The organism is Chloroflexia bacterium SDU3-3 (assembly GCA_009268125.1).
Classification (GTDB): Bacteria; Chloroflexota; Chloroflexia; order Chloroflexales; family Roseiflexaceae; genus SDU3-3.
The window spans coordinates 439573-463527 of record WBOU01000003.1 but is presented as its reverse complement, the minus strand read 5'-3'; the positions used below and the strand labels follow the sequence as shown (position 1 = coordinate 463527).

The 23955-nt window shown below is 65.2% G+C and carries 14 protein-coding genes and 1 riboswitch; of the genes, 6 read left to right on the top strand and 8 right to left on the bottom strand.

The window, feature by feature from the left end; all coding sequences use genetic code 11:
• Positions 1–6 precede the first annotated feature (6 nt).
• The 7 genes from F8S13_07090 to F8S13_07060 all read right to left on the bottom strand — a co-directional run bounded on the left by F8S13_07090 (position 7) and on the right by F8S13_07060 (position 10543).
• Entirely contained in the window at positions 7–1488 is a 1482-nt protein-coding gene (locus tag F8S13_07090) for a two-component sensor histidine kinase (GenBank protein KAB8144628.1), read from the bottom strand.
• Positions 1489–1604: 116 nt separating this feature from the next.
• Positions 1605–2180, bottom strand: coding sequence for a histidine phosphatase family protein (locus tag F8S13_07085; protein ID KAB8144627.1), 576 nt, complete (start codon positions 2178–2180; stop codon positions 1605–1607).
• 57 nt (positions 2181–2237) lie between these two features.
• The gene (locus F8S13_07080) at positions 2238–3470 is read right to left on the bottom strand and encodes an aminopeptidase P family protein (protein ID KAB8144626.1); all 1233 of its coding nucleotides are present in this window, start codon (positions 3468–3470) and stop codon (positions 2238–2240) included.
• Positions 3471–3536: 66 nt separating this feature from the next.
• Complete coding sequence (locus F8S13_07075; protein KAB8144625.1) at positions 3537–3848, bottom strand: hypothetical protein; 312 nt, start codon at positions 3846–3848, stop codon at positions 3537–3539.
• Between the two features lie 518 nt (positions 3849–4366).
• Positions 4367–5554 (bottom strand): peptidoglycan DD-metalloendopeptidase family protein, encoded by a 1188-nt coding sequence (locus tag F8S13_07070; protein ID KAB8144624.1) that lies wholly within the window; start codon positions 5552–5554, stop codon positions 4367–4369.
• Positions 5555–6221: 667 nt separating this feature from the next.
• Positions 6222–9860 carry a methionine synthase gene (metH, locus tag F8S13_07065; protein ID KAB8144623.1) on the bottom strand — a complete coding sequence of 1213 codons (3639 nt, stop codon included), beginning with the start codon at positions 9858–9860 and terminating at the stop codon, positions 6222–6224.
• A gap of 68 nt (positions 9861–9928) precedes the next feature.
• The gene (locus tag F8S13_07060) at positions 9929–10543 is read right to left on the bottom strand and encodes an NUDIX domain-containing protein (GenBank protein KAB8144622.1); all 615 of its coding nucleotides are present in this window, start codon (positions 10541–10543) and stop codon (positions 9929–9931) included.
• An 81-nt stretch (positions 10544–10624) separates the two neighbouring features.
• A riboswitch (SAM riboswitch) is annotated at positions 10625–10746 on the bottom strand.
• A 1259-nt stretch (positions 10747–12005) separates the two neighbouring features.
• Between F8S13_07060 and F8S13_07055 the strand changes: the two genes are divergently transcribed.
• The gene (locus F8S13_07055) at positions 12006–13094 is read left to right on the top strand and encodes an iron-siderophore ABC transporter substrate-binding protein (protein KAB8144621.1); all 1089 of its coding nucleotides are present in this window, start codon (positions 12006–12008) and stop codon (positions 13092–13094) included.
• A gap of 127 nt (positions 13095–13221) precedes the next feature.
• Here the strand turns inward: F8S13_07055 and F8S13_07050 are convergent, their stop codons facing one another.
• On the bottom strand, positions 13222–14043 hold the full coding sequence (locus F8S13_07050) for an arylamine N-acetyltransferase (protein KAB8144620.1): 822 nt from the start codon (positions 14041–14043) through the stop codon (positions 13222–13224).
• A gap of 147 nt (positions 14044–14190) precedes the next feature.
• Between F8S13_07050 and F8S13_07045 the strand changes: the two genes are divergently transcribed.
• The 5 genes from F8S13_07045 to F8S13_07025 all read left to right on the top strand — a co-directional run bounded on the left by F8S13_07045 (position 14191) and on the right by F8S13_07025 (position 23948).
• Positions 14191–17277 (top strand): PAS domain S-box protein, encoded by a 3087-nt coding sequence (locus F8S13_07045; protein ID KAB8144619.1) that lies wholly within the window; start codon positions 14191–14193, stop codon positions 17275–17277.
• A 525-nt stretch (positions 17278–17802) separates the two neighbouring features.
• Positions 17803–18366, top strand: coding sequence for a DUF4255 domain-containing protein (locus tag F8S13_07040; GenBank protein KAB8144618.1), 564 nt, complete (start codon positions 17803–17805; stop codon positions 18364–18366).
• On the top strand, positions 18363–20330 hold the full coding sequence (locus tag F8S13_07035) for an ATP-binding protein (GenBank protein KAB8144617.1): 1968 nt from the start codon (positions 18363–18365) through the stop codon (positions 20328–20330). Before F8S13_07040 ends, F8S13_07035 begins: the two co-directional genes overlap by 4 nt.
• Positions 20331–20361: 31 nt before the next feature.
• Positions 20362–23115, top strand: a complete 2754-nt coding sequence (locus F8S13_07030; GenBank protein KAB8144616.1) for a DUF4157 domain-containing protein — start codon at positions 20362–20364, stop codon at positions 23113–23115.
• A 14-nt stretch (positions 23116–23129) separates the two neighbouring features.
• Entirely contained in the window at positions 23130–23948 is an 819-nt protein-coding gene (locus tag F8S13_07025) for a DUF4255 domain-containing protein (GenBank protein KAB8144615.1), read from the top strand.
• Positions 23949–23955: the final 7 nt, after the last annotated feature.

Genomic DNA, 23955 nt, shown 5'->3' with positions numbered 1-23955 from the left:
GGTATCCTACACTTCCTGCTCAAGAGCCACAGTCTGCAGCTGCACCGTCGTGGCAACTGGCAGGCTGAAGCGGAACGTCGAGCCTTCGCCAGCAGTGCTCGCCACGGTGAGCTGGCCGCCGTGCAGCTCGACCAGCCGACGGCTGATCGGCAGGCCGAGGCCGGTGCCGCCGTAGCGCCGCGAGAGCGTCGCATCGGCCTGCCGGTACTCTTCAAAGATCAGGTTGAGGTGCTCGCTGGCGATGCCGATGCCAGTGTCGATCACCTCAACGACAACATACCACTGGGCCTCGGCCTCCTGGGTGCTGGGGATGAGCGCGGGCAGCTCGGATGCAGGGATGGTGAAGGCGCGGAGGGTGATAGAACCGTGCTCGGTGAACTTGATGGCGTTCGAGAGCAGGTTGAGCAGAATCTGCGCGATGCGCAGGCGGTCGCCGAAGATCGGCGGCAGATCGGGCTGGATGGCCTGGCGCAGCTCCACCGGGCGGTCGCGCAGCAGGCTGGTGGCGGTCATCATGGTCTCGTGGATGATCGCGTCCATCAGCAGCGGCTCGCAGCGCAGCTCGATCCGGCCCGCCTCCAGCTTGGCGTTGTCGAGGATGTCGTTGAGCAGCCGCATCAGGTGCTCGCCCGAGTCGTAGATGCGCTTGAGGTAGTCGAGCTGATCCTCGTTCAGCGGCCCCTTGAGCTGCTGGCCCAGGATGTACGAGAAGCCGATGATCGCGTTCAGCGGCGTGCGCAGCTCGTGCGACATATTGGCCACAAACTGCGACTTCAGCCGGTTGGCATCCTCGGCGGCGGCGCGCGCGCGCTCAAGCTCCTGGTTGGACTGGAGGATCTGGCTGTTGAGGAAGTCCTTTTCCAGCAGGGCGCGCTGCAGCCGCTTCTCGCTCTCGAACAGCTGGGCCTCGCGGCGCTCGACCTTCAGGTAGCTGTCCATGGCCCAGTCGACCGCAGCCAAGAAGGCCACCGCCATGCGCCACCCCACTAGTGCGCTCATGTAGGCCAGCGTCGTGGCCAGCAGAAAGTGGAACCCCAGCACCTCCCAGCCGTCGCCCATCATCAGGGCGGCCAGCGCCACCATGCCCAGCGCGCCGGTGGCCACCACAAACCCAAACGAGGGCCGCAGCAGCAGGCCGGATGCCACAACGATCAGCGGCGTGAAGAAGATGAAGGGGTTGGTCTCCAGGGGGTGGTAGAGCAGCGTCAGCACGATGGCCAGCACCATGCCGCCCAGCGTGAAGCCCACCGCCCAGTGGTACCACTCGCGCTTGCGCAGCACGTTGGCCAGCCAGCATGTGCCCAGCAGCGCGCCGCCGCAGGGGATGGTGATCGGGAGCGACCGCGTGTTGGTGCTGGCCATCAGCACGCCGCTCACCAGCAAGATTCCTGCGACCACCGCGACATTGCGCAGCAGGGTCAGAAACGCCTCCTCGCGGAGCGATTGCGTAAGGTCGGCACGGGGGGCCGTAAGAGTTGCTTCACTCATATGTTCTTTGTGGCGCTGGGTAATCGGGTACCTGGCCTAGTGTACCGCGAACTGCTGCGGATGACAAGTGGCAGCATGACAGCTTGGTGACGAAATACGCGGGTGCCGGGCGGGGCCTAGCGCGCCGCCACGATCGAGATGCCGCCGTTCGAGCGGTCGCGCTGCACCACACGCCAGCGCCCGCTGCGCTGCAGGGCTAGCAGCAGCATGCTGATCGTGCCGTAGTGCGCCACCGCCGCCACCTCCTGGGCTGGCTCGGCGGTGATGGCCTGCCAGGCGCGGCGGCTGCGCCGGTAGGCGCTGGCCCAGGTCTCGTGGCGGCTGAAGGGCCAGAGCATCTTGGTGTACGAGCCGATCCAGTGGCGGCGTAGCGAGGCTACCTTGCCCGGCCCGCTGCGAACGGTGGGCATGATCTCGCGTAGGTCGTCCACCACCACAGGGGCGAGGCCCAGCGCCTGGCCCAGGATGCTGGCGGTGGTGGCGGCCCGCAGCATGGGGCTGGTGTAGAGCCGCTCGATCTTGGCGTCGGCTAGGCGCTGGATGGTGGCCTGCACCTGCTGGGTGCCGCGCGCGGTCAGCGGCGAGTGGAACGAGCGCTCCAGCACGGCCTGGAAGTCGGCGCGGCTCACCCGCGAGCGCAGGTCGAGCGCGTTCTCCTCGCTCTCGGCGTGGCGGATGAGGTAGACCTTCATCGTCAAGCTCCTTGGGGCGCGGCGGGGCGGGTATGGCCCGCCCCGCGCACGTCGCGCCTACTTCATGGGGATGACAAGCTCCATGGGGAAGGGCGTGAGGCTCTCGAACGTGCCGTCGGGGCGGCAGTACACCGTATCCTCTAGGCGCACGCCCATGTCGCGGCCCGGGTAGTACAGCCCTGGCTCGACTGTGAACACCACGCCTGGCCCGATCACGTCGCCGCGATCCTGTAGCGAGGGGAAGCCAAAGTCCTCGTGGACCTCTAGCCCGATGCCGTGGCCCAGCGAGTGGATGTAGCCCTCCTCGATCGGGTACTGGCTGCCGATAGTCGGGTGGCCGCGATCCTCGAAATACTTGCAGACCATGTCCTGGTAGGGCTTGGTGGGCGCGCCCACCTCGAACTCGCTCATCACTAGGTCGAACGAGCCCTTCACCGTGTCGTACAGCTCCTGCAGCTCGGGCGGCGCGTAGCCGATGGCGAAGGTGCGCGTCATGTCGTGGAAGTAGCCGCCGCCGATCTGTCGCGGGAAGAAGTCGAACACGATCGCCTGGCCCAGCCGCAGCTGCGCCGCGTCGTCGCCAGTGGCGTGCGGCAGCGCGCTGTCGTGGCCCTGGGCGAAGATGGTGTTCTCGGGATCCTCGATGCCCTGCGCGGCCATCTCGCGCCGCATGTACGAGCGCACCATGCCGATGGTGATCGGCTGGCCCTGCGCATCCACCACGCCGCCATCCTGGGCGTGGCCGGTCTGGATGTAGTCCACCACGCTCTGCATCACCGCGCAGGCGCGTCGGCCCACCTCGCGCATCAGCTCCACCTCCTCGGGTGATTTGGTGAGCCGCGCCTGCGAGATCACATCCTTCTCGAACTCGGCCACGATCTCCAGGCCTGGGATCACCTGCGCCAGCAGGCTCCAGGTGGCGAAGCTCTGCCCGGCGTTCACGGTGCCGTACAGGCCCACGCGCCCGCCGATGCCCAGATCGGTGAAGATCTGCCGCCGGTACTCGACCACGGCCTCCAGGCGGCTGCTGGCCTTGGCCTGGATCTCGCGCATGTTCCAGCGGTCTTTATCCACCAGCACCAGGCCGGTCTTCTCGGCCTGCAGCTTCTCCCAGGCGCTGTGCACCAGCATGGCTGGCTCGCCACGCTTTTTCAGGACGAAGCCCGTGATATGCTCACCCTTGACAAAGTAGTTGTAGGCTGGGTTTGCGCTGCCGAGGCCATCTGGCCCCTCCACCACCAACGCATCGATATTGCGCTCTGCCATCAGCCGGTCAAGATCACTCTGCATGACGATGCCCTCACAGTCCTGAAGCGATGCCGCCAAGAGCTGGCGGCCAGACGATTGTAGCATAGCTCACGACGCGCTAGGCTCGTCGGCCTTGATGAAGCGGGCGATCTTCGCACCGCAGGTGGCGCATGTGCCGCGCAGCATGGGCCGCCCGTCCTTGGCGCTGTCGGGGTGTGGGTCGCGGATGGCGCGCTGGGCCTTGCAGCGTGTGCAGTAGCCCTGCGGCTGCGGCTCGGCGGGCGCGGCTTTGGGCGGTTCGGCGGGCGTGGCCTTGGGCGGTTCGGCGGGCGTGGCGGGCACTTCCGCGTTCAGCCCCAGCGCATCCCACAGCCGCCACCCCACCACCAGGCCGATGCAGAAGGCAAAAATGCGTCTCATGGATGTTTCCTCAGTCCAAACGAACAGCCCATGGTAGCACGCCGCCCCGCGCGCGGCAAAAATGCCCGCTGCGAGCGGGGAGCCGTTTACCACGAAGACGCGAAGACACGAAGTTTCTTTACCACCAAGACACGAAGGGGGCGAAGAGCACAAATACCACGAAGGTGCGGAGGCGCGAAGGGGAATAAAAGATTGTATAAAATGGGGCGGGGTCAGCCCTGGCCCATGCGGCGAGGGTGTCGCTTGTGTTTGGATGGCTCTATGCACGAACACCAGCAGCCAGTTTTCAGCACGGGAACGCCCAACATTGGGGTTCCAAGGGGGCCGCCTTCAGCGCTTGGGTGTGCGCACGATGCAATCATTGCTGTAGGGGCGGGCATCCGCCCGCTGTGGGGGAAAGCTGCGACATAGGCGGGGACGCTCTTGACACACGCGGGGGAATGGCTGACACGCGAGGTGGACGGGCCACAAACCCGCACCAGCGGCCAGCCCGCCCTGGGCTGGCCGCTGGCATGGGGCTACTGCGCCACCACCGTGCCCACCGTCACCCAGTCGGATGCGTTATCGGCGGCGTCGAGGGCCTGGATGCGCAGCGTGTAGCTGCCCGGCGCGAGCGCGGGGGCCTCGGCCTCGGGCGCGGTGACGTACCACTCGGATGTGCCAGCCGGATCTGGCCCTAGGTAGATGCGGTAGCCCGCCACGCCCGAGCCGCCATCGCTGGCCGCGCCCCAGCGCACCACCGCGCCCTCGGCGCTGGCCGCCACCGTCTGGCTCTCCACCGGCGCTCCTGGCGCTGGCGCGGTGCGGTCGAAGCCCACCGGCCCGAAGCTCGCCACCACCTGCTGGCCGCGCTCATCCCAGCCGCGCACATACAGCGTGTGCAGGCCCTCGCCGCTCGATGCCAGCTGCGCCTCGCCGCCCGGGCTGTCGGTGTGCTCGGGCTGATCGCCGTTTGGCTCGGCATCCCAGCCCACGCGGAAGCCCGCATCCAGCGCGTCGCCCTGGAAGGCGATCTTCATATCGTCGCGGTACCAGCGGTTGGGCTGGGCGTCGCTGCTGAAGCTGATCGTGCCGGGCTTGGCGGCCTCGCCGCTGGCCACTAGCTCCTTGCCCTGGTGCTGGCTGCACCCGCCGATGTCGGGCAGGTCGTAGCCCTCGGCGAAGCTCAGCGGCACGGTCTGGCGGTTCTTGGCCCACGCGCCCGTGGCCGTGAAGGCGTGGAAGTGCAGGTGCGGCGTGCCGGGTGAGCCTCGGTCGCCCGCCTTGCCGATCTCATCGCCCTGGCGCACGCTGGCCCCTGGGCGCACCAGCGCCTTGGACATATGGGTGTACTGGGTGTAGAAGCCGCCGCCGTGATCGATGATCAGCGTGCCGCTGCCGCCCTCCCACACGAACACCGTGCCAGCGGCGGCGGCGCGCACCGGCGCGCCACGGGTGCGGCCCTCCTCGCTCACCAGATCGAGGGCGTAGCGGTCCCAGCTATTGTGGCTGCCGCAGCCATAGCCCTGCAAGATCTTCCAGCGCTCGCCAACTGGCGTGGGGAGCCAGAGCACCGGCGCAGCGTGGGCAACGGAGGGGAAGAAGGGAAGCAGTGCGAGGACGAAGAGCAGCGAGAGGGCAAGAGATTTGTTCAGCCGATACGTGGGCTGAGGGTGAACGCGCCGAACGTGGGCGCGTCGATCAGGTACCGCGCGCGGTCGCTCCATGCAACCTCCATGGGTTCATTATCTGTCGTGGATGCCCTCGCAACAGCCGGGTTGCAAGGTTGCGGGAGAATACCACGAGTCGCGGCATCCGTCAAATGGCGGGGTATGGGTACTCCAAAAGGATGAGCCATCTAGCCCAATAGGATGGGGAGAACCCTCTACCACGAAGGCTCGGAGACACGAAGGGGAAGGAAACCATTTACCACCAAGACACCAAGGCACCAAGATTCTTGAACTGCGAAGGCGCGAAGATGTGAAGGGGCGCGAGCATCTTAGAAGAATTGGGCGGAGCCAGCCCTACCCACCCGGCCCATGCGGCGAAGGTGCCGGTGATGTTTTGATGGCCATATGCACGAATGCCAGCAGCCAGTGAGCAGCATAGGAACGCCTCAAATTGGGGTTCCAAGGGGGCATCGCCCCATGGCGGGGTTGCTAGGGGCAGGCCCCTAGCCGCCGCCCGCGCAGGGCACGCACCAAACACCAACGAGGAGCCGCCATGATCGAGGCCGCAAGGGGTCGGCCCGACCGGGCAACGCTGCAAGCATTGCCTACGGTCAGGCCGACCAGCCACGAAGGCGGGGAGGCGCGAAGGGGAGCGGACAAGACGCCCGCCACAAAAAAGCCCCGGCCCCGCAGCAGCGCCGCAGGGCCGGGGCCGTGTGCCAGCCTAGCTGCTGGCCGCCACATCGGCCACATCGCGGGCTGCTCGCTCGCCCACCGACCCGATCGCAAAGTACTTCGCCTCGGGGTGGTGCACCACGATCGCCGCCGTCGACTGCTCGGGGATGAGCTGGAAGGCCTCGGTCAGCTCCACATCGATCCGCTCGGCGGGCAGGATGGAGAACAGCTTGGCGTGCTCATCCAGGTCGGGGCAGGCCGGGTAGCCCCACGAGTAGCGCTTGCCCTGCTCGCCGCGCAGGCCCAGGCCCTGCCGGATGATCCGGTTGGTCAGCTCGGCCAGCGCCTCGGCCAGCGACACGCTCAGGCCGTGGATGTAGTAGCTGCGGGTGTAGTCGCCCTCCTGCTGCAGCCGCTCGGTCAGGTCATCCACCGTGCGGCCCATCGTCACGATCTGGAAGGCCGCCACATCGTAGACGCCCTCCTCCACACTGCGGAAGTAGTCGGCCAGGCACAGCCGCTCGCGCTCGGGCTGGCGTGGGAAGGCGAAGCGGGTCAACTCGCGCGGGGTGGTGCCCGCCTTAGCCTCCGACCCCACCACGGTGGCCGGGTCGTAGACGATCAGCTCGTTGCCCTGGCTCTGCACCGGGAAGTAGCCGTAGACCACCTTCGGCTCTAGCCAGCCGTCGCGCTCGGCCTCGCGCACCAGCTCGCGCACCTTCGCGTCGAACTCGGCCTTCAGCTTCTCCCACTCGGGGCCTTTGGCGTTCTTTGCGCCCCACTGCAGGCGGTAGAGCGCGTTGCGGTCCAGGCAGTCCACCACATCCTGTAGCTTGATGCGGGTGGCCACCTGGGTGCCCCAGAACGGCGGTGTGGGCACGAGGTTGTCGCGGCGCGCGGCGGAGCGCACTTGCTCGCCCTCCTGCGAGGCCTTGCCTAGGTCGGCCAGGGCCATGCGCCCGCGCTGCTTCTCGCGCAGCGACAGCTCGGCGTCGCGCAGGGTCTGCTCGACGAAGTCGCTGCGGAACGCCGGGTCGGAGAGCTTGTCCATGGTCTCCAGGCCCTCGAAGGCATCGCGGCAGTAGAACACGCCCGCCTCGTACGGCTCCTCCTCGCCGATGAACGAGATGCGCTGGCCGTACTGCTTGTTGATCGCCGCGCCGCCCACCAGCACCGGGAACGACAGCCCGCGCTTGTGCAGCTCCTGCACGGCCAGCGGCATCTGCTTGGATGTGGAGACCAGCAGCGCCGAGAGGCCGATGGCGTCGGCCTGCACCTCCACCGCCTTCTCGATGATCGTGTTGATCGGCACCTGCTTGCCCAGGTCGTAGACGGTGTAGCCGTTGTTCGAGAGGATGGTGTTCACCAGGTTCTTGCCGATGTCGTGCACGTCGCCGTAGACGGTGGCCAGCACCACCTTGCCCTTGGTGCTGCCCTCCAGCTTGTCGAGGAACTGCTCTAGGTAGGCCACGGCCTTCTTCATCACCTCGGCGCTCTGCAGCACGAAGGGCAGGATGAGCTGGCCCGAGCCAAACAGATCGCCCACCTCCTTCATCGCGGGCAGCAGCACGCTGTTCAGCACGCCCACCGCCACCACGCCGCGCGGCGAGGACTCGGTCGCCTCGTCCTTCACGGCTACGGCGGGGTTGTCGGTGCGGTAGCCTGCTGCAGTCAGGCCCTCGGCCAGCAGCGTGTCGATGTCGGCCTCCACGCCGTCCTTCTTGCGGTGCACCACCTTCCAGTGCAGGCGCTCGGCGGCGCCCATGCCCGCCGTTGGGTCGGCCTTCTCGTCACCCTCCTCGGCGCTCACGTTCTCGAAGAAGCCGATGAAGCGGGCCAGTGCGTCCTCGCGGCGGTTGAAGATCAGATCCTCGCAGATCTCGCGCTGCTCCTGGGGCACCTCGGCGTAGGGCGTTATGTGGGCCGGGTTGATGATCGCGGTGTCCAGGCCTGCGTCCACCGCGTGCTTGAGGAACACCGAGTTGAGCGCGGCGCGGGCGTGCGGCGCGACGCCGAACGACAGGTTCGAGACGCCCAGCGTGGTGAAGCAGCCCGGGATCTCGCGCTTGACCAGCCGGATGCCCTCGATCGTCTCGATCGCGGCGCGGCGCAGCTCCTCCTGGCCGGTGGTGATCGGGAAGGTCAGCACGTCGTAGACCAGCGCCTCGTGGGGCACACCGTACTCATCCTGGGCGATCTGGGCGATGCGCTTGGCCACGGCCAGCTTGCGCTCGGCGCTGTGGGCCATGCCCTCCTCGTCGATCGTCATGGTGATGGTGGCAGCGCCGTAGCGGGCCACCAGCGGCAGCACCTTGTCGATCTTCGCGCCGCGCCCGCCCTCCAGCGACACCGAGTTGACTAGGGCGCGGCCTGGGTACATGGCCAGTGCGGCCTCCAGCACGTCGTGCTCGGTGGTGTCGATCACCAGCGGCAGCTCCACGTTCATGGTCAGCTTCTTCAGCAGCGTGACCATCTGCTCCTTCTCGTCGGGGCGCTCGGTCATGGCCACGCACACATCCAGCATGTGTGCGCCGCTGTCCACCTGCTCGCGGGCCACCTCGGCCACGCCGTCGTAGTCATCCTTCAGCAGCAGCCGCTTGACCTTGCGCGAGCCGAGCGTGTTCACGCGCTCGCCGATCAGGGTGAGCGTGATGTCCTGGTGCAGCGCCGATGCCTTGATGCCGGAGGAGAGGCTGGGGATGTACTCGATCTGGCGCGGTGTGGGCGCGCGGTCGTAGCCAACCACCTCGCGCAGCTTGGCTAGGTGGGGCGGGCGCGTGCCGCAGCAGCCGCCCACCACGCTCACGCCGTACTCGCTCACGAACTCGCCAAGGATGCGCGAGAACGAGTCGGGGTCCATGGGGTAGACGGTCTCGCCATCCACCTCGATCGGCAGGCCCGCGTTGGGGATGCACGAGATCGGCAGGCGCGAGTGGCTGGTCAGGTACTCGATCGCGGCGCGCATGTGCTCGGGGCCGGTCGAGCAGTTCAGGCCGATCACATCCACCGGCATGGCCTCCAGCGTGGCGATCATGGCGGGCACCTCGGTGCCCAGCAGCATGCGCCCGGAGAGGTCGAGGAACACCTGGGCCTGCACGGCCACGTGGTCGGCCTTGGTCTCCTGCTTGGCGCGGCGGATGCCGTCCAGCGCGGCCTTCACCTCCAGGATGTCTACGCTGGTCTCCACCAACAATACATCCGCGCCGCCGGTGATCAGGCCCACCGCCTGCTCGCGGAAGATCTCGGAGAGCTGCTCGAAGGTGATGTCCGAGAGCGCGGGGTCGTCGGATGAGGGCAGCTTGCCGGTGGGGCCCATGGAGCCAGCCACATAGCGCGGTCGGCCATCCAGCGCCTCGTAGCGGTCGGCCACCGAGCGGGCCAGCTTGGCGGCGGCCACGTTCAGCTCGTGGGTTCGCTCGCCCAGGCCCCACTCCTCTAGGCGCAGCCGGGTGGACTGGAAGGTGCAGGTCTCCAGCACATCCACCCCGGCCTCCATGAACCAGCTATGGATCTGGCCGATCACATCGGGCCGCGTGATCACCAGGTAGTCGCGGTTGCCGTTGGTGCGCTCGCCGCCATAGTCCTCGGCGGTCAGGTTGAAGGTGTCGATGCTTGTCCCCATCGCGCCGTCGAAGATCAGCACGCGCTCTTTGAGCGCCTCCAGGTAGGTGGGCTTTGTGTTGCGCATTCCTGTAGAACCCCTATGAATGATGCAAGGCCTACCCGCCGCGCCAGGTGGCGGCGGGGCGTGTCCGATCACAAAAACGCAGCCTCTACCCGTTGCCCCTCCCACGCGCGGGCGGCGTCGCCGATGCCGGTGGCCTGGCCGGGCGCGAGCGGCGGCAGCTGGTCGGTCGCGAAGTAGCGCGCCGCCAGGGTCTCGTCGATCACCACCGCCTGCGACTCGGCCTCGGCTGGCTGGCAGAGGAACACGATCTGGAAGCTCTGGCGCGGGGCCTGCATGGCCAGCCGCCGCGAGTCGTAGATGCCCACCAGCAGCAGCGGGCGCGCCACGATCCCGGTCTCCTCCCAGATCTGGCGGCACAGGCCCTCGGCGGGCGTCTCGCCCAGGGCGATCAGGCCGCCGGGCAGGGCCCACAGCGCATCCTCGCGCCGCTGCACCAGCAGGATCTCGCCCTGCCGGTTGAAGATCGCCCCGCTGGCGCACACATCCGGCGAGCCGCCCTGGCCGGGGATGCGGGCCGCCGCCAGGGCCTCGTGGGCCTGGGCGGTGGCGATGGCCTGGGCCACCTGGGCCACGCTGGCGTAGCGGCGGGCGTGGCCGGCCTCGCCGCCGGCGGCCTGCGCGCCCTCGCGGGCGATGGCGGAAAGCTGCTCGGCCCAGATCCGAAGCTGCTGGCTGAGATCCATCGTGGTGTCCTGCTGTTCAGCGCATCCACAGGCTGCAAAAAGCCCCCACGCACAGGGCGTGAGGGCTAGACTTCAGTATCCACCTCATCTCCCAGCTCGTGCTGTCGGAATTGGCACCATACACAGCCTGCGGCGCGTGCGCCGTGCGGCTGGTGGTTGCCGGGGTTTCGCCGGGCCGATCCCTCCACCCCTCGTGATGAGCGCTCTTCACTTGATAGGTGCGCAGTATAGCATGGATACCGGCCTTCGGCAATGCTGCGCGGTCGCGCGGCCAGAGCTTGTGTGGCTCTCGCTCGGCGGCATGGTCTTACCACCAGGACACTAAGGGAACGAATACCACGAGGACACGAAGGCACGAAGCCGTGAGCGCAATCTGTCGCGTGAGGGCGTAGAGCCTCACATCGTGTCACTTTTTCGAGCAGGGACTCTGGATGCGGCAGATAGTATGATCCGGCGTGCCGGGATATGAACAAGAAGGGCGTAGCACCAACCATATCTACCAGCCCATGCGGCGAAGGTGCCGCTGAGGTTTTTATGGCCATATGCACGAACACTAGCTGCCAGGAGACGTCGTTGGAAGGCCTCAAATTGGGGTTTTCGAAGGGGGTAACCCACCAACCACGAGAAACCGCTATCGTGGTTGGGAAACAGGCCCAGCGCAGATGCTAAAAGTAACACCATGTGCGTTTACGCCGGAAGCGAGCCATCCATCAAATTTGCCGTCTCTGGCGCGCTATGGTTGCGATTCCCACAAGCACCAAGTATATGAAGAACGACTGGATCAAAAGCATGCCCAGCTTGATAGATAACGGCGCATCTACCGAGATTAAAGGAAGTATAAGCGCGGTACCAAAACCACAGAAGCGAAAGTCGTCGACAAAATTCTGGGAACAGGTGTCCTGTTCATGTGTGACGATCAAAAAGGAGCCGAATGTGTATAAACCCGTCAGTATCCCGGCAGTCCAAGAACGGGGAAAGGAACGAAAGAAAGCGTGTATCGGAAAACCTCCGCTAAAGGAAAGGTGTTTCATGCCAGATGCGAAAGCCCTGCGTGTTCACTCCGGAAGGCGCGCCATCCTTTAGGAAAACACTGATCCCAGGCCTATTTGAAATGTATCATTTGTTAAGATCCTAGCATAGCATTTTTTAGAACATCGGATATAAAACACCCAAGCTTGGGTATTATCCGATGTCTTTAAATGATAGCGATAAACGTGTTCTAGGTATGGGCTACCAGCGCTGATAGCATACAGGCTCATTATTGGTGGTGAAGCGACAGTGCATGTGCTGCAAGAAGTTGAATCTATTTTGACAGTTATAACTTGACAAATTGTAGGTATTAGCCTATGCTAACCGCCGACTGATGCAAAAGCTAATCCCTGTCCGCGCTCTGTCTCTGGCCCCTGCTCTGCGCCTGGGCCTACCTTGCTGTGTGTTTTGCATGCCTGAAGGAGCTTTTCAGATGCTCAAACGCCCCTCGCTGATCGTGGCCGCGCTGGCCGCGCTTGCGCTGGCCGCGTGCCAGTCGGCGGCCCCCACCGCCGCGCCCACCGCCCCCGCCGCCACGGCAGCCCCCGCCCCGACCGAGCCTGCGGCCACGGCGGCCCCCGCCGCCACCACGGCCCCGACCGAGGTCGCCACGGTCGCGCCCGCCCCGACCGCCGCCCCCGCCGAGACCACCCAGGCCGCCATCGGCGCGACCAAGGTGATCACCGACGCCAATGGCGCAAGCCTTGAGGTGCCTGCCGACCCCCAGCGGATCGTCGTCGTCACCCAGGAGGCGCTCGATGTCCTCCTGACGCTGGGCGTCAAGCCCGTGGGTATCACCAACGGCCAGGGCCAGACCGCCCCACCCGCCTACCTGGCCGACCAGGTGGCCGGGATCGAGGTGGTGGGCGACATGATGCGTCCCAACATCGAGTCGGTGGCCAAGCTCAAGCCCGACCTCATCCTGGCGGGCGACATGACCGAGGAGTACCACGGCGACGCGCTCAAGCAGCTGCGCGCCATCGCCCCTACGGTGATCACCACCGTGTACGGCGAGACATGGCAGCAGCATCTGCAGCGTATTGCCACCATCACTGGGCGTGAGGCCCAGGCCCAGCAGGCCCTGGATGCCTACGCCAAGAAGGTGGCGGATGTGAAGGCTAAGCTCGGTGCGAACGCCGGTGCCGAGGTCAGCATCGTGCGCTGGAATCCTAACGGCCCCAGCTTTATGGACAAGGACCAGTTTGCCAGCGCGGTGCTGGCCGATCTGGGCTTGGTGCGCCCGGCCAACCAGCGCGTGGAGGGCCACGCCCACTCGGCCCCGCTCAGCCTGGAGAAGATCGGCGAGATCGACGGCGATTGGATGTTCATCGGCACGCTCAGCCCTGCGGGCGAGGATGTGGATGCCATGAAGAGCGCCATGGACTCGCCTCTGTTCCAGCAGCTCAAGGCTGTGAAGAACGGTCACGTGGTGCCGATGGATGGCGCGGTGTGGAGCACCCTCGGTGGCCCAGTCGCCGCCGACAAGGTGGTGGATGCCGTCGCCGCCGCGTTGGCCAAGTAGCGCTTCCCCACGCGGGGTAAGGCGGCCAGCGTCGCCCGCCATCGCTGCGATCAGCATGAAAATCAGCCGCCCGCGCCGATCAGCGTCGATCGGCGCGGGCGGCTTTTGTGTGCATCGAGCGATGATCTCACAGCTGCGGCTGGGCCTCGGCGAGCGCAGCCTGCCACTCTTGGTGTGCCTGCCACACCTTCGGCCACAGCGCCGCCGCCTCGGGCATGGCCAGCCCGAAGCGCGCGCGCAGCACCTGGGCGTACTCGGCCCCGCTCTCGATCACATGGGTGGACTCGCCATCGGCGGTGAGATCGGCCAGGGTCGCCCCGCGCAGCGTTGTGATGCCGTGGCCCGTGAAGCGGATGCAGCAGGCGGTGCGCCGCTGCCCCGAGTCTGGCGCGGTCTGCAGATCGTGGCAGGGCGCGGCGAAGTCGCCCAGCTCACGTGGCTGGAGCGTGAAGTCGAACCCTGGCCCGCCATAGGGCTGGTTCTGGAAAAACCAGCGCTCGCCCTCGCGCCGCAGCCCATAGCTCAGGAAGCCCTGCTGGTACTGCCCTTCTTCCAGCGGCAGCGGCTCGATGATCCCATTGCCGAAGCCCACATCGACCATGTAGGGCCGATCGAGCTGGACCAGCAGCAGCATATGGTTGCCCTCGGCGCGCTCGCCCAGCCGCTCACGGTTCACCGCGCTCGCGATCAGGCGTACCTGGAAGCCCAGCTCGCGTAGCGCCCATGCCAGCAGCCCATTCATCTCGTAGCACCAGCCGCCTCGCCCCTCCTCCACCAGCTTGCGGAAAAAGAACCCCTCATCGAGCGGCAGGCTGCGGCCCTGGTGGATATACAGATTCTCGTAGGGGATGGCCAGCAAGTGCGCGCGGTGGATGGCGTGCAGCACCTCGCGCGTGGGCTGGCGCGGGCCGCTGTACCCGATCCGGTCAAGGTAGGCCTGGAGCCGCATAGTGACCTCTCTATCTTGCTATAAATTGCACCGTAACTGTAACAAACTTGAAATAGCGAGCGCGCGACAAACTGCGTACCCTACCTAGCAGAGCGCCTATGCCCACGTTGTGCATAGGCTGCAGCTATAAGGATATGCGAGGCGTGCATGAGCACCTATCTGTCTCCCAATACATACGACCCACCAGCTCATATCAGCGCCGCGCTTCGCCAGATCTGCGAACGCACCGCCCGGATCGCCGATCGCGCGCTGGGCGGTGCGGCGTGCTCTATCTTCTTCACCAACAGCGATACGCTGTTGGACTACCCAGTGCAGGGCCAGCCGCTGCTGCCCAGCGAGCAGGCCTTCGTCGGCTGGATCTGCCGACAGGCGGCACGCAGCCACTCGCCCCTGCTGCTCGATGGCACCGGCCAAGATCCCCTGCTTGCCGTCTACCCCGAGCCGCTTCCCGCGCTGCCGCGCTCCATCGCCGCGCTTGCGCTGCGCACCGTCGATCAGCCCACCATCGGCGCAATAGCGGTGTGCAGCGCCCAGCCCCGCACCTGGGCCGACGGCGATCTTGCGCTGCTCGATGATCTTGCCGCCGCGCTGGTGTCGGAGATAACGCTGTACCACCAGTCCCGCGCCTACAGCATGCTGGCCGATCATATCCAGCGCTCCGAGCACTTCTTGCAGCTGGCCCTCGATGCTATTACCGATGAGGTGATCATCCTTAACGAGCAGGGCGTGATCATCGCCATGAACACCGCCGCGCAGGCCTCGTGGCGCTCCATGGCTCCGCAGGTGATAGATGTGGGCCTGGGGCGCAGCTACTTCTCGCTGTGGGCGGGCGCGCCCCCCGAGTACGCCACTGCGGCGATGGCGATTGCCACCGGCATCCATAGCATCCTGGCGGGCGAGGAGCGGTTTTTTACGCACGAGTACGCCTACCCCTACGCGGGCGAGATGCGCTGGTATAGCGCGCGGATCTCCGCCTTCACCGATGCCGATCGGCGGCGGGTGGTGATCGCCCACCAGGATATTACCGCGCGCAAGCGCGCCGAGGCCAAGCTGCGCGAGAGCGAGGCGCTTTACCGCACCGTGATCAACTCGCTGCACGAGGGTATTTTAGTCCATGACAACCTGGGTGAGATCCTCACATGTAACCAGAGCACCGAGCGGATTTTAGGTATCCCCCAAGAGCAGTTGCTGGGGAAAAATAGCCTGAAGCATACGTGGGCAATGTACGATGTGGATGAGCGCCCGTTTCCCATGGAGGACCGACCTGCGCTGGTTGCGCTTACCACTGGCCGCGCGTGTACTGATGTGGTGATGGGGCTAGCGCCGCCTGGGCGCGATCGGATCTGGATCTTGATGAACGCGTACCCCTTGTTTCGCCCTGGCGACCCCGCCCCCTACGGGGTGGTCGCGTCGTTTAGCGATATCACCGAGCGCCGCCGCACCGAGGCCGAGCTGCAGCAGCTCTCGCTGGTGGCCAGCAAGGCCGAGTCGGGCATCTTGATCTGCGACAACCTGGGGGCGGTTGAGTGGTGCAACGAGGCCTTCTACCGACTTACCGGCTACACCCTAGACGATATCCGGGGGCGTCGGCCTATTGAACTGCTCCATGGTGCCGATTCCGATGCCCAGACTGGGCCGCACATGATAGCGGCGCTGCGGGCTGGCTCGCCGGTGCTGGAGGAGATCCTGCTCTACCGCCGCGATGGCACGCCGTTCTGGGCGATGGTCAACATCACCCCGATCTTCGACTCGCGCGGGGTCTTGACCAAGTTTATCGTCATCCAGAACGATATCACCTACCGCAAAGAGCTTGAGCAGATGAAGAACGACTTTGTGGCGCTGGTGAGCCACGAGCTGCGCACGCCGCTTACATCCATCCGCGGGGCCTTGGGCCTGCTGGTTGGCGGCCTAGCTGGCGAGCTTCCGCCCCAGGCCCAGGCCATGATCGACATCGCCACCAATAACAGCGATCGGCTCGTGCGCCTGATTAACGACATCCTCGATATTGAGAAGATCGCATCGGGGCGCATGAGCTTCGCCATCCAGCCCCTGCCCATCCTGCCGCTGATCCGCCAGACGATCGATGCCAACCAGCCCTATACCCAGCAGTATGGCACTTGGGTCGAGCTAGAGGGCGATCTGGATGAGGATGCCCTGGTCTATATCGATCCTGACCGGATCATCCAGGTCTTCACCAACCTGATCTCGAATGCGGCCAAATTTTCGCCGCGCGGCCTGCCGATCACCATCACGCTCAGCCGCCATGACAGCACGATGCGGGTGGCAGTAGCCGATAGTGGCCCCGGCATCCCGGCTCATTTCCGCAGCAGCATTTTTCAGCGTTTTGCCCAGGCCGACTCGTCGAGCACGCGGCAGAAGGGTGGCTCGGGGCTGGGGCTGAGCATCTCGAAGGCGATAGTCGAGCAGCTGGGCGGCAGCATCGGCTTCGAGAGCGTTCCAGATGTGGGCACAGTGTTCTTCGTCGATCTGCGGATGCAGCCTGCTGATCCGGCTGCGGCGCGGCAGCGCCTGCCTGCCCGGCTGCTGGTGTGCGATCCCTCGCCCACATTGGCGCAGCCGGGCGCGGCTGCCTTGCCCGGCTCCTACCATATCGACCACGTGCGTACGATCGGCGAGGCGCGGCTGCTGCAGGCCCGCTACCTCTACGATGCGGTGCGACTGAAGATCGATGTGGACACCGATGAGGGACGCGCATGGATGAGCGAGCTGCGCGATAGCCAGCGTACGCGCCACATGCCGATTATTATGGATGCCCCATACGCTGCTGCCCCCGATGCCACCGCGCTGGCCTTCGATCCGTCGACCCTGCTGCAGGCGATCGCCCAGCCAGCGCAGCAGAACGATGCCGAGCAGCCTTGGATCCTGCACGTGGAAGACGATCCGGACATCCGCCAGATTGTCGATGTACTATTCCAGGATGTGGCCCAGGTGCGCACCGCCACTAGTGTCTCCGAGGCCTGCGGTCTGCTGCTGCGCTATCGCTTCGATCTGGTCCTGCTGGATCTGAGCCTGCCCGATGGCTCGGGCGAGCGCGTGCTACGCTTCATCCACGAGCTGCAGCTGACGCCAGTGCCGGTGGTGGTGTTTGCCGCAGGCGATAGCGACGAGTTGCTGGATCCATCGTATGCGGTTGCCGCATTCTTGGTGAAATCGCGGATTACGAACGAGGCGCTGCGTGACACAATTCGTCAGGTCATGCAATTTCAGCGCTAGCAAGCAGGTTAAGCCCGCTTAATACAGCTACTTGCAGTACGCCGCTAGGCGCGGAAATGATGATCTAACGCCCTGGGAGCCCTTCCCGGGGCGTTGCTTTGCCTAGAGCGCAGACTGGGCCGTACGAATGCCTATCGTTTTTCTCCTCAGGAGCGCTCGCGATGCGGTAAATAATGGCTGGTGGGTAACCAGTTCCTATGGTTAAGAGAATGTTATCTCGATACCCTCTTTTTTACTATTTTTTAGTGGTGGTTTGGGGTTTACCCCAATATGACCGGGATAAAGGCTGTTTTATGCCTAACCGTATTTTTGTCGATTGATGAGGAATCGCAACGAAATTGCAATCAAGATGTATAAATTGTGATAATTTCGTGGTCGCAAGGCAATTGCATTGTCCTTTTTTCTATGGTAACCTTTGGGCTGTTCAGACGGTGTTCTCCAAAGGTAAACATCTCGTAACGCACCTTCATAGTGTCGGTCAGTTGTCACCATGGTCGCCCAGGTAGTGCATAGAAGGACCTGGCAGTGTTAAGCGCATTCACGATCGCTATTGTTTCTGCGGTCCTTAAGAGCCAGATCGAAAACTGGCTTGTGCAAGAGAATATAGGGGCGTATCTGGGGGCCGATGTGGTGGTATCTGCGTTACCGCCGGATCGCATTACCACGGGTGCCGACGAACGACCCCAGGTCAATATCTACCTCTATAGCCTGACGCCCAGCCTATCGCTGCGGCGCAGCGTGCTGCCGTTTGACCTCCACTATCTCATCACCGCCTATGGCAGTGGTGATCTTCAGCATGAAATGTTGCTTGGCTGTGTTATCCAGTCGTTCGCCAGCGCGGTGATCGACCAGCAGTCGATCCTGGTGGCCCTGGAGGCGCTATCGGCCCGTGGCTATGGGTTTTTGCCCTCCACCATGTTGGGTGAAGACTCGCCGGTGGCCCAGATCAAGCGCCTGAGCATCACGCCGCAGATTCTCAGCCCCGAAGAAGCCTCGCGCATCTGGTCGTCGCTGCAGGCCCGTGGCCGCCCATCCATTGCCTACCGCATCTCTGCCGCAGCGTCCCCGCGCGAGGAGTACGCGAAATGAGCGTGCAGCATTCCCCCTGGGAGCTGGCCAACCAGCAGCATCTCATGGTGTCGATCGAGCATGTGCGCGGCGTGCTGCGCAGCCATATCGACGCCGCCGAGCTTCCCCCCGAGCCAAAATCGCCCGCCGAGTCGATGCTGCTGACGCTGTGCCGCCTGTTTGGCCTCACCTCGTTCGAGCGCGACCTGCTGCTGATGTGCGCCGGGGTCGAGCTGGATGGCAGCTTCGCCGCGCTGGTGGCCGAGGCCCAGGGCAACCCGGCCAACCTGTCGCCCACCTTTGGCCTGGCGCTGGCCGCCATGCCCAACGCCCACTGGGATGCTATCTCGCCCACGCGCCCGCTGCGGCGCTGGCGGCTGGTCGAGCTTGGCTCGGGTGCGGCGCTCACCAGCAGCCCGCTGCGCATCAGCGAGCCGGTGCTGCACACGCTTACCGGCATGCCTATGCTCGACGAGCGGCTGCTGCGGCTGATCGAGCCAGTCGCGCCCAGCGATTTCCTGGTGCCCTCGCACGCCGAGATCGCCACCAAGATCAGCGGCCACTGGCGGCAGCACCACAAGGGCCGCATCCCGCTGGTGCAGCTGACAGGCGTTGGCTTTCACGCGGCCCGGCATATCGCCGCGCAGGCCGCCGCCGACCTGGGGCTGACGCTCTACGCGATCTCGACAACCTACCTGCCCGCCGCGCCAAACGATGTCGAGATGCTGGCCACGCTCTGGCGGCGCGATGCGCTGCTGACCGGATCGGCCCTGCTGATCGAGTTCGATGATATCGACCATATGAGCGAGGAGCAGCAGCGCGCCGCCCACCGCTTTGCCGAGCAGGCCGATGGCCTGACCTTCCTGGCCACCCGCGAGCGCCGCCCGCTGCGCCGCTCGCATATTGTGATCGAGGTCGAGCGCCCGCTGCCCAAGGAGCAGCGCACGCTCTGGCACCAAGAGCTCGCGCCCCTGCACCTGCCGCTGGAGCCGATGATCGAGCAGCTGAGCGCCCAGTTCAACCTGAGCGCCAATATGATCACTCAGATCAGCTCCGAGACGATCGCGAGCAACAATGGCTCGTCGACGGTGCAGAGCATCACTCAGTCGGTGTGGCGCGCCTGCCGCGTGCAGGCCCGTGAGCGGCTAGATGATCTGGCCCAGCGTATCACCCCAACGTTTACGCTGGAAGATCTGGTGCTGCCCGATCAGCAGCGCAGCGTGATCCAGGACATCGCCGCGCACGTGCGCCAGCGCGTGAAGGTGTACGAGCACTGGGGCATGGGCGGCGCGCAGGCGCGCGGTCTGGGCATCAGCGCGCTGTTCGCCGGGCCGAGCGGCACCGGCAAAACTACTGCCGCCGAGGCGCTGGCCAACGCGCTGGATCTCGACCTGTACCGCATCGATCTGTCGGGCGTGGTGAGCAAGTATATCGGCGAGACCGAGAAGAACCTGCGGCGGATCTTCGACGCCGCCGAAGAGAGCGGCGCGCTGCTGCTGTTCGACGAGGCCGATGCGATCTTTGGCAAACGCAGCGAGGTGAAAGACAGCCACGACCGCTACGCCAACATCGAGGTCGGCTATCTGCTGCAGCGCATGGAGACGTATCGCGGGCTGGTCATCCTGACCACCAACCTTAAGCACGCGATCGATAACGCCTTCCTGCGCCGCATCCGCTTCGTTACCCAGTTTCCTTTCCCGGATGCATCCCAACGAGCCGAGATCTGGCGGCGCATGTTCCCGCAGACGGTTCCGACCGACGGGCTGGTGTTCGAGCAGCTGGCGCGCCTGAATGTGGCCGGCGGCAACATCCGCACCATCGCGCTAAACGCCGCCTTTATCGCCGCCGATGCTGGCGAACCTATACGTATGCCTCATGTTCTGCGTGCGGCCCGCGTAGAATATGCTAAACTAGAGAAGCCGCTCACCGAATCGGAAATATCGGGTTGGGGATCGCCGTCGGGTACTGTCAAGACCGCGAACTAGCGCACCTGCTTCGTTTCGCAGAGGGATACGTATGAGCCGCAACCAGCGTCGACTCGAACACCCCGCACCGGCTGCGAATGCGCCGGAAATGCTGGCCCAACGTTCATTTGGCCCCCAGGGCGGGCAGCCTATGGCCCTGCCGCACCGCATCGGCAACCTGGCCATCCAGGCCAAGCTGACGGTGGGCGCGGTGAACGACCCTGCCGAGGCCGAGGCCGACCGCGCCGCCGATGCCGTGATGAACCGCGGCACGGTCGAGATCCAGCGGGCCTCGGCTGGCGCGCCTAGCGCCGCCGCCCCCGAGTCGGATGCGGTCAGCGCCAGCACCGAGCAGTCCATCCAGCAGGCGCGCGGCGGCGGCCAGAGCCTACCCTCGCAGGTGGAAGAGCAGATGGGCGGCGCGTTTGGCGCAGATTTCAGCGGCGTGCGGGTGCACACCAACCCCCAGGCCGACGCGCTGAACCAAACCCTGAGCGCGCGGGCCTTCACCACCGGCAGCGACATCTTCTTCCGCCAGGGCGAGTACCAGCCAGGCAGCAGCGAGGGCCAGCGCCTGCTGGCGCACGAGCTGACCCATGTGGTGCAGCAGGGCTCGGCGGTGGCGCGCAAGCCCGCAGTGGGCGCGCACCAGTCGGCCTGTGGCTGCGACACATGCACGGTGCAGCGCCAGGTGACCAGCGACGTGGGCGCTCGTACCGTCCAGCCCTCGTCGGCCAGCCACGAGTCGGCCTGCGGCTGCGACACGTGTAACATCCAGCGCAAGGTGGTGACGAGCGCGGCCCCATCCATCCAGCGCTGCTCGGGCGGCCATAGCGGCGGCCACCAGCACGGCTGCGGCTGCCCCACCTGCGCGCCCACGCCCACCTCGCAGATCCTGCGGCGCTCGCCCGCAAGCACGGCTTCGGCGCAGACCCTGCGGCGCTCGCCTGCGGCGATCAGCGTGGGGGCCTCGCCCAGTGTCATCCGCCGCCACGGCTCGGCAGAGCACATGCTGCTGGGCCAAGTGAAGCCCAGCGAGCTGGCGGGCGTGGCCGACACATCCATCAAGGCCGAGCACCGCCTGCACGTGCTGCGCGGCGAGCAGCGCCGCGTGCGCAGCTGGCACGAGCGCGGCCCCGAGGCGATCACCGAGAAGGATGGCGACGGCCAGCGCATGGTGGCCGTGGGGGCCGACAAGAAGCTGTGGGTGACCTACGGCGAGCTAAACGCGATGCCCGACTATGTCGGATCGCCCAAGGATATCGACGAGGGCAAGGCGAATCTCCTCGGCCCGATCATCCAGCACATCCGCTATGAGGCCAGCAAGTACATCGAGAAAAAGATGGTCGAGGTGGCCAAGAACGAGATCGCCGAGCTGAAGCGCAAGTATGCCGAAGATCACCCGATCTGGAACATGGTGCCATTCAGCGGCTACGACCCCGAGACCGAGGCCCGGATCAAAGAGCTGAAAGAGCTGAAGGACGAGCCTGCGGTCGCCAACGAGTGGAAAGAGTGGTTCCCAACGGTCGGCGGCGTCAGCACCAAGGGCATCCAAGAGGTGCGCGAGATCAACGCCCTGACCGAGGGCGAGGGCACCAACCACTATGCCGAAGTGCTGGCCCGCAACGCCTGCCACTTCGCCCCGTTCAGCTGGGATCGCTGGCGGCACTTCCACAACGAGGCCCGCGCGATCGCGCTGCAGGCCCGTGGTGAGAAGTCGGACGCCAAGAAGAAAGAGCTGACCAACCTGGCCTGGATCAACAACGGCTACGCCGATCACTTCCTGCAGGACTCCTTCGCCGCAGGCCACCTGATCAACAAGACCCTGATCATGCAGTGGTATGTGGACTGGATCGAGCGCAAGAACACCGAGATCGAGGCCGAGAACCGCGCCATCCAGGCGCGCAACGCCGCCGAGTTTGCCAAGCACGGCGAGGATGGCACCTTCGAGAGCGAGAAATCGACAATCTCGACGCCGTGGGCCTGGAACAAGGTCAAGACCATGACCCAGGCCAACCAGCCGAATCTCTCGGCGCCGCAGGCCTACGCCGGGCCGCACCGCCCTGGGGCCGAGCAGCAGTCGGCAGACCCGCAGACCGCCGAGGAGCAGCCCACCCGCCAGCAGCGCATGAACAAGTCGGGCGTGCAGGCCGACCCAGCCAATGGGCTCAGCCAAGACCAGGCCTACATGAACTACCTGACCTTCCTGCAGACCGGTGCGGTGCAGTCGATCACGGCAGCGCTGCACGATATGTTCTGCAAAGATGGCCTGCGGGTGCGCTCGAAGCAGAGCGGCGACGAGTCGTTCTACATCTACGGCGACTACGAGATGCTGAACCAGTCCAGCAAGCCCGGCATTGTCGAGGGCGTGCTGGCGGCGGCCACCGCGGCCCAGCTCTCGCAGAAGGCGGTCGACGAGACCCTGAAGAACGGCGCCACGCAGATCAGCGTTGAGCAGATCTTCAACTATATGCCCACCGCCGTCGAGTTCAAGTCGGGCGACCGCAAGCAGTGGTTCACGCTGGATGCCTGGCACGGTACCGCCCAGCACCCTGGCCCGCTGCGCGAGTTCGCCGAGAAGAACATCTTCGAGCCGAACTGGCACACGGTGAAGAACTGGGCCTCGCCGCTGCTGCTGGACATGCCGCAGGTGTCGCAGGATATGCCCAAGGGCTACAACGCCGCCACCGATGCGATCGGTGGGGCGGTTGACACCAAAGTCAATGCAGCCCAGAACTGGCTCAACCAGCAGCTGGAGAATCTCAAATCCAAGCTGCCCCAGAAGCCCTCGCATGATCCGTTTTAGCTAGTTAGAGATGTATGCTCGCAGGCATTCACACAACTTTCTTTCGGCTGCTACACGATCGGGGCAATATCAACCCCGCCGAGATCGATGTGCGCTTTGATCGCCCGACGCGCGAGTGGTCTGAGTCGCTCATGCGCCCAACGATCAACATGTTTCTATTTGAGATGTCGGAGAACACCGATAGGCGCTCGGGCGCGCCCCAGGTGTCGCGCGGCAGCAACCAGGCGCAGTTCCGTGTGCCGCCGCGCCACTTCGATCTTTACTACCTAGTGAGCGCATTCGCCAGCAGCACTGAGGATGAGCATACCATCCTCTGGCGGGCGCTGGCCACGCTGCTGCGCTTCTCGCCGCTGCCCTCCGATCTTCTACCCAAGCAGCTGGCCGCGCTGGAGACACCCTTCAGCACCCATATCGGCGGCACCGAGGGCCTGCCCCGCCCGATCGATCTTTGGGGCGGCTTCGACCTGCCCCCGCGTCCATCGGTCATCCTGAAGCTGATCATGCCGATGGATCTGGAGATCGAGTTCAATGTGCCGGTGGTGCTGAGCAGCAGCGTGCGCACCAGCCAGCGCGATAACAATGCTGTGGAGGAATCGCCGACCCGGATCGGCGGCACCGTGCGCATGGCCGACGGCACCCCCGCCGAGGGCGTGACGGTCGATCTGGTGGGCACCGCCGAGAGCAGCATCACCGATGAGCAGGGACGCTACGCCCTCCGCATCTTTATGCCGGGCACCTACACTGTGACACTCACTCGTCGCGATGGCACTGCCTCGACCGCGACGCTGTCTATACCATCTGCTTCCTACGACCTGGTTATTGAAGAGCCTTAGTAAGGAG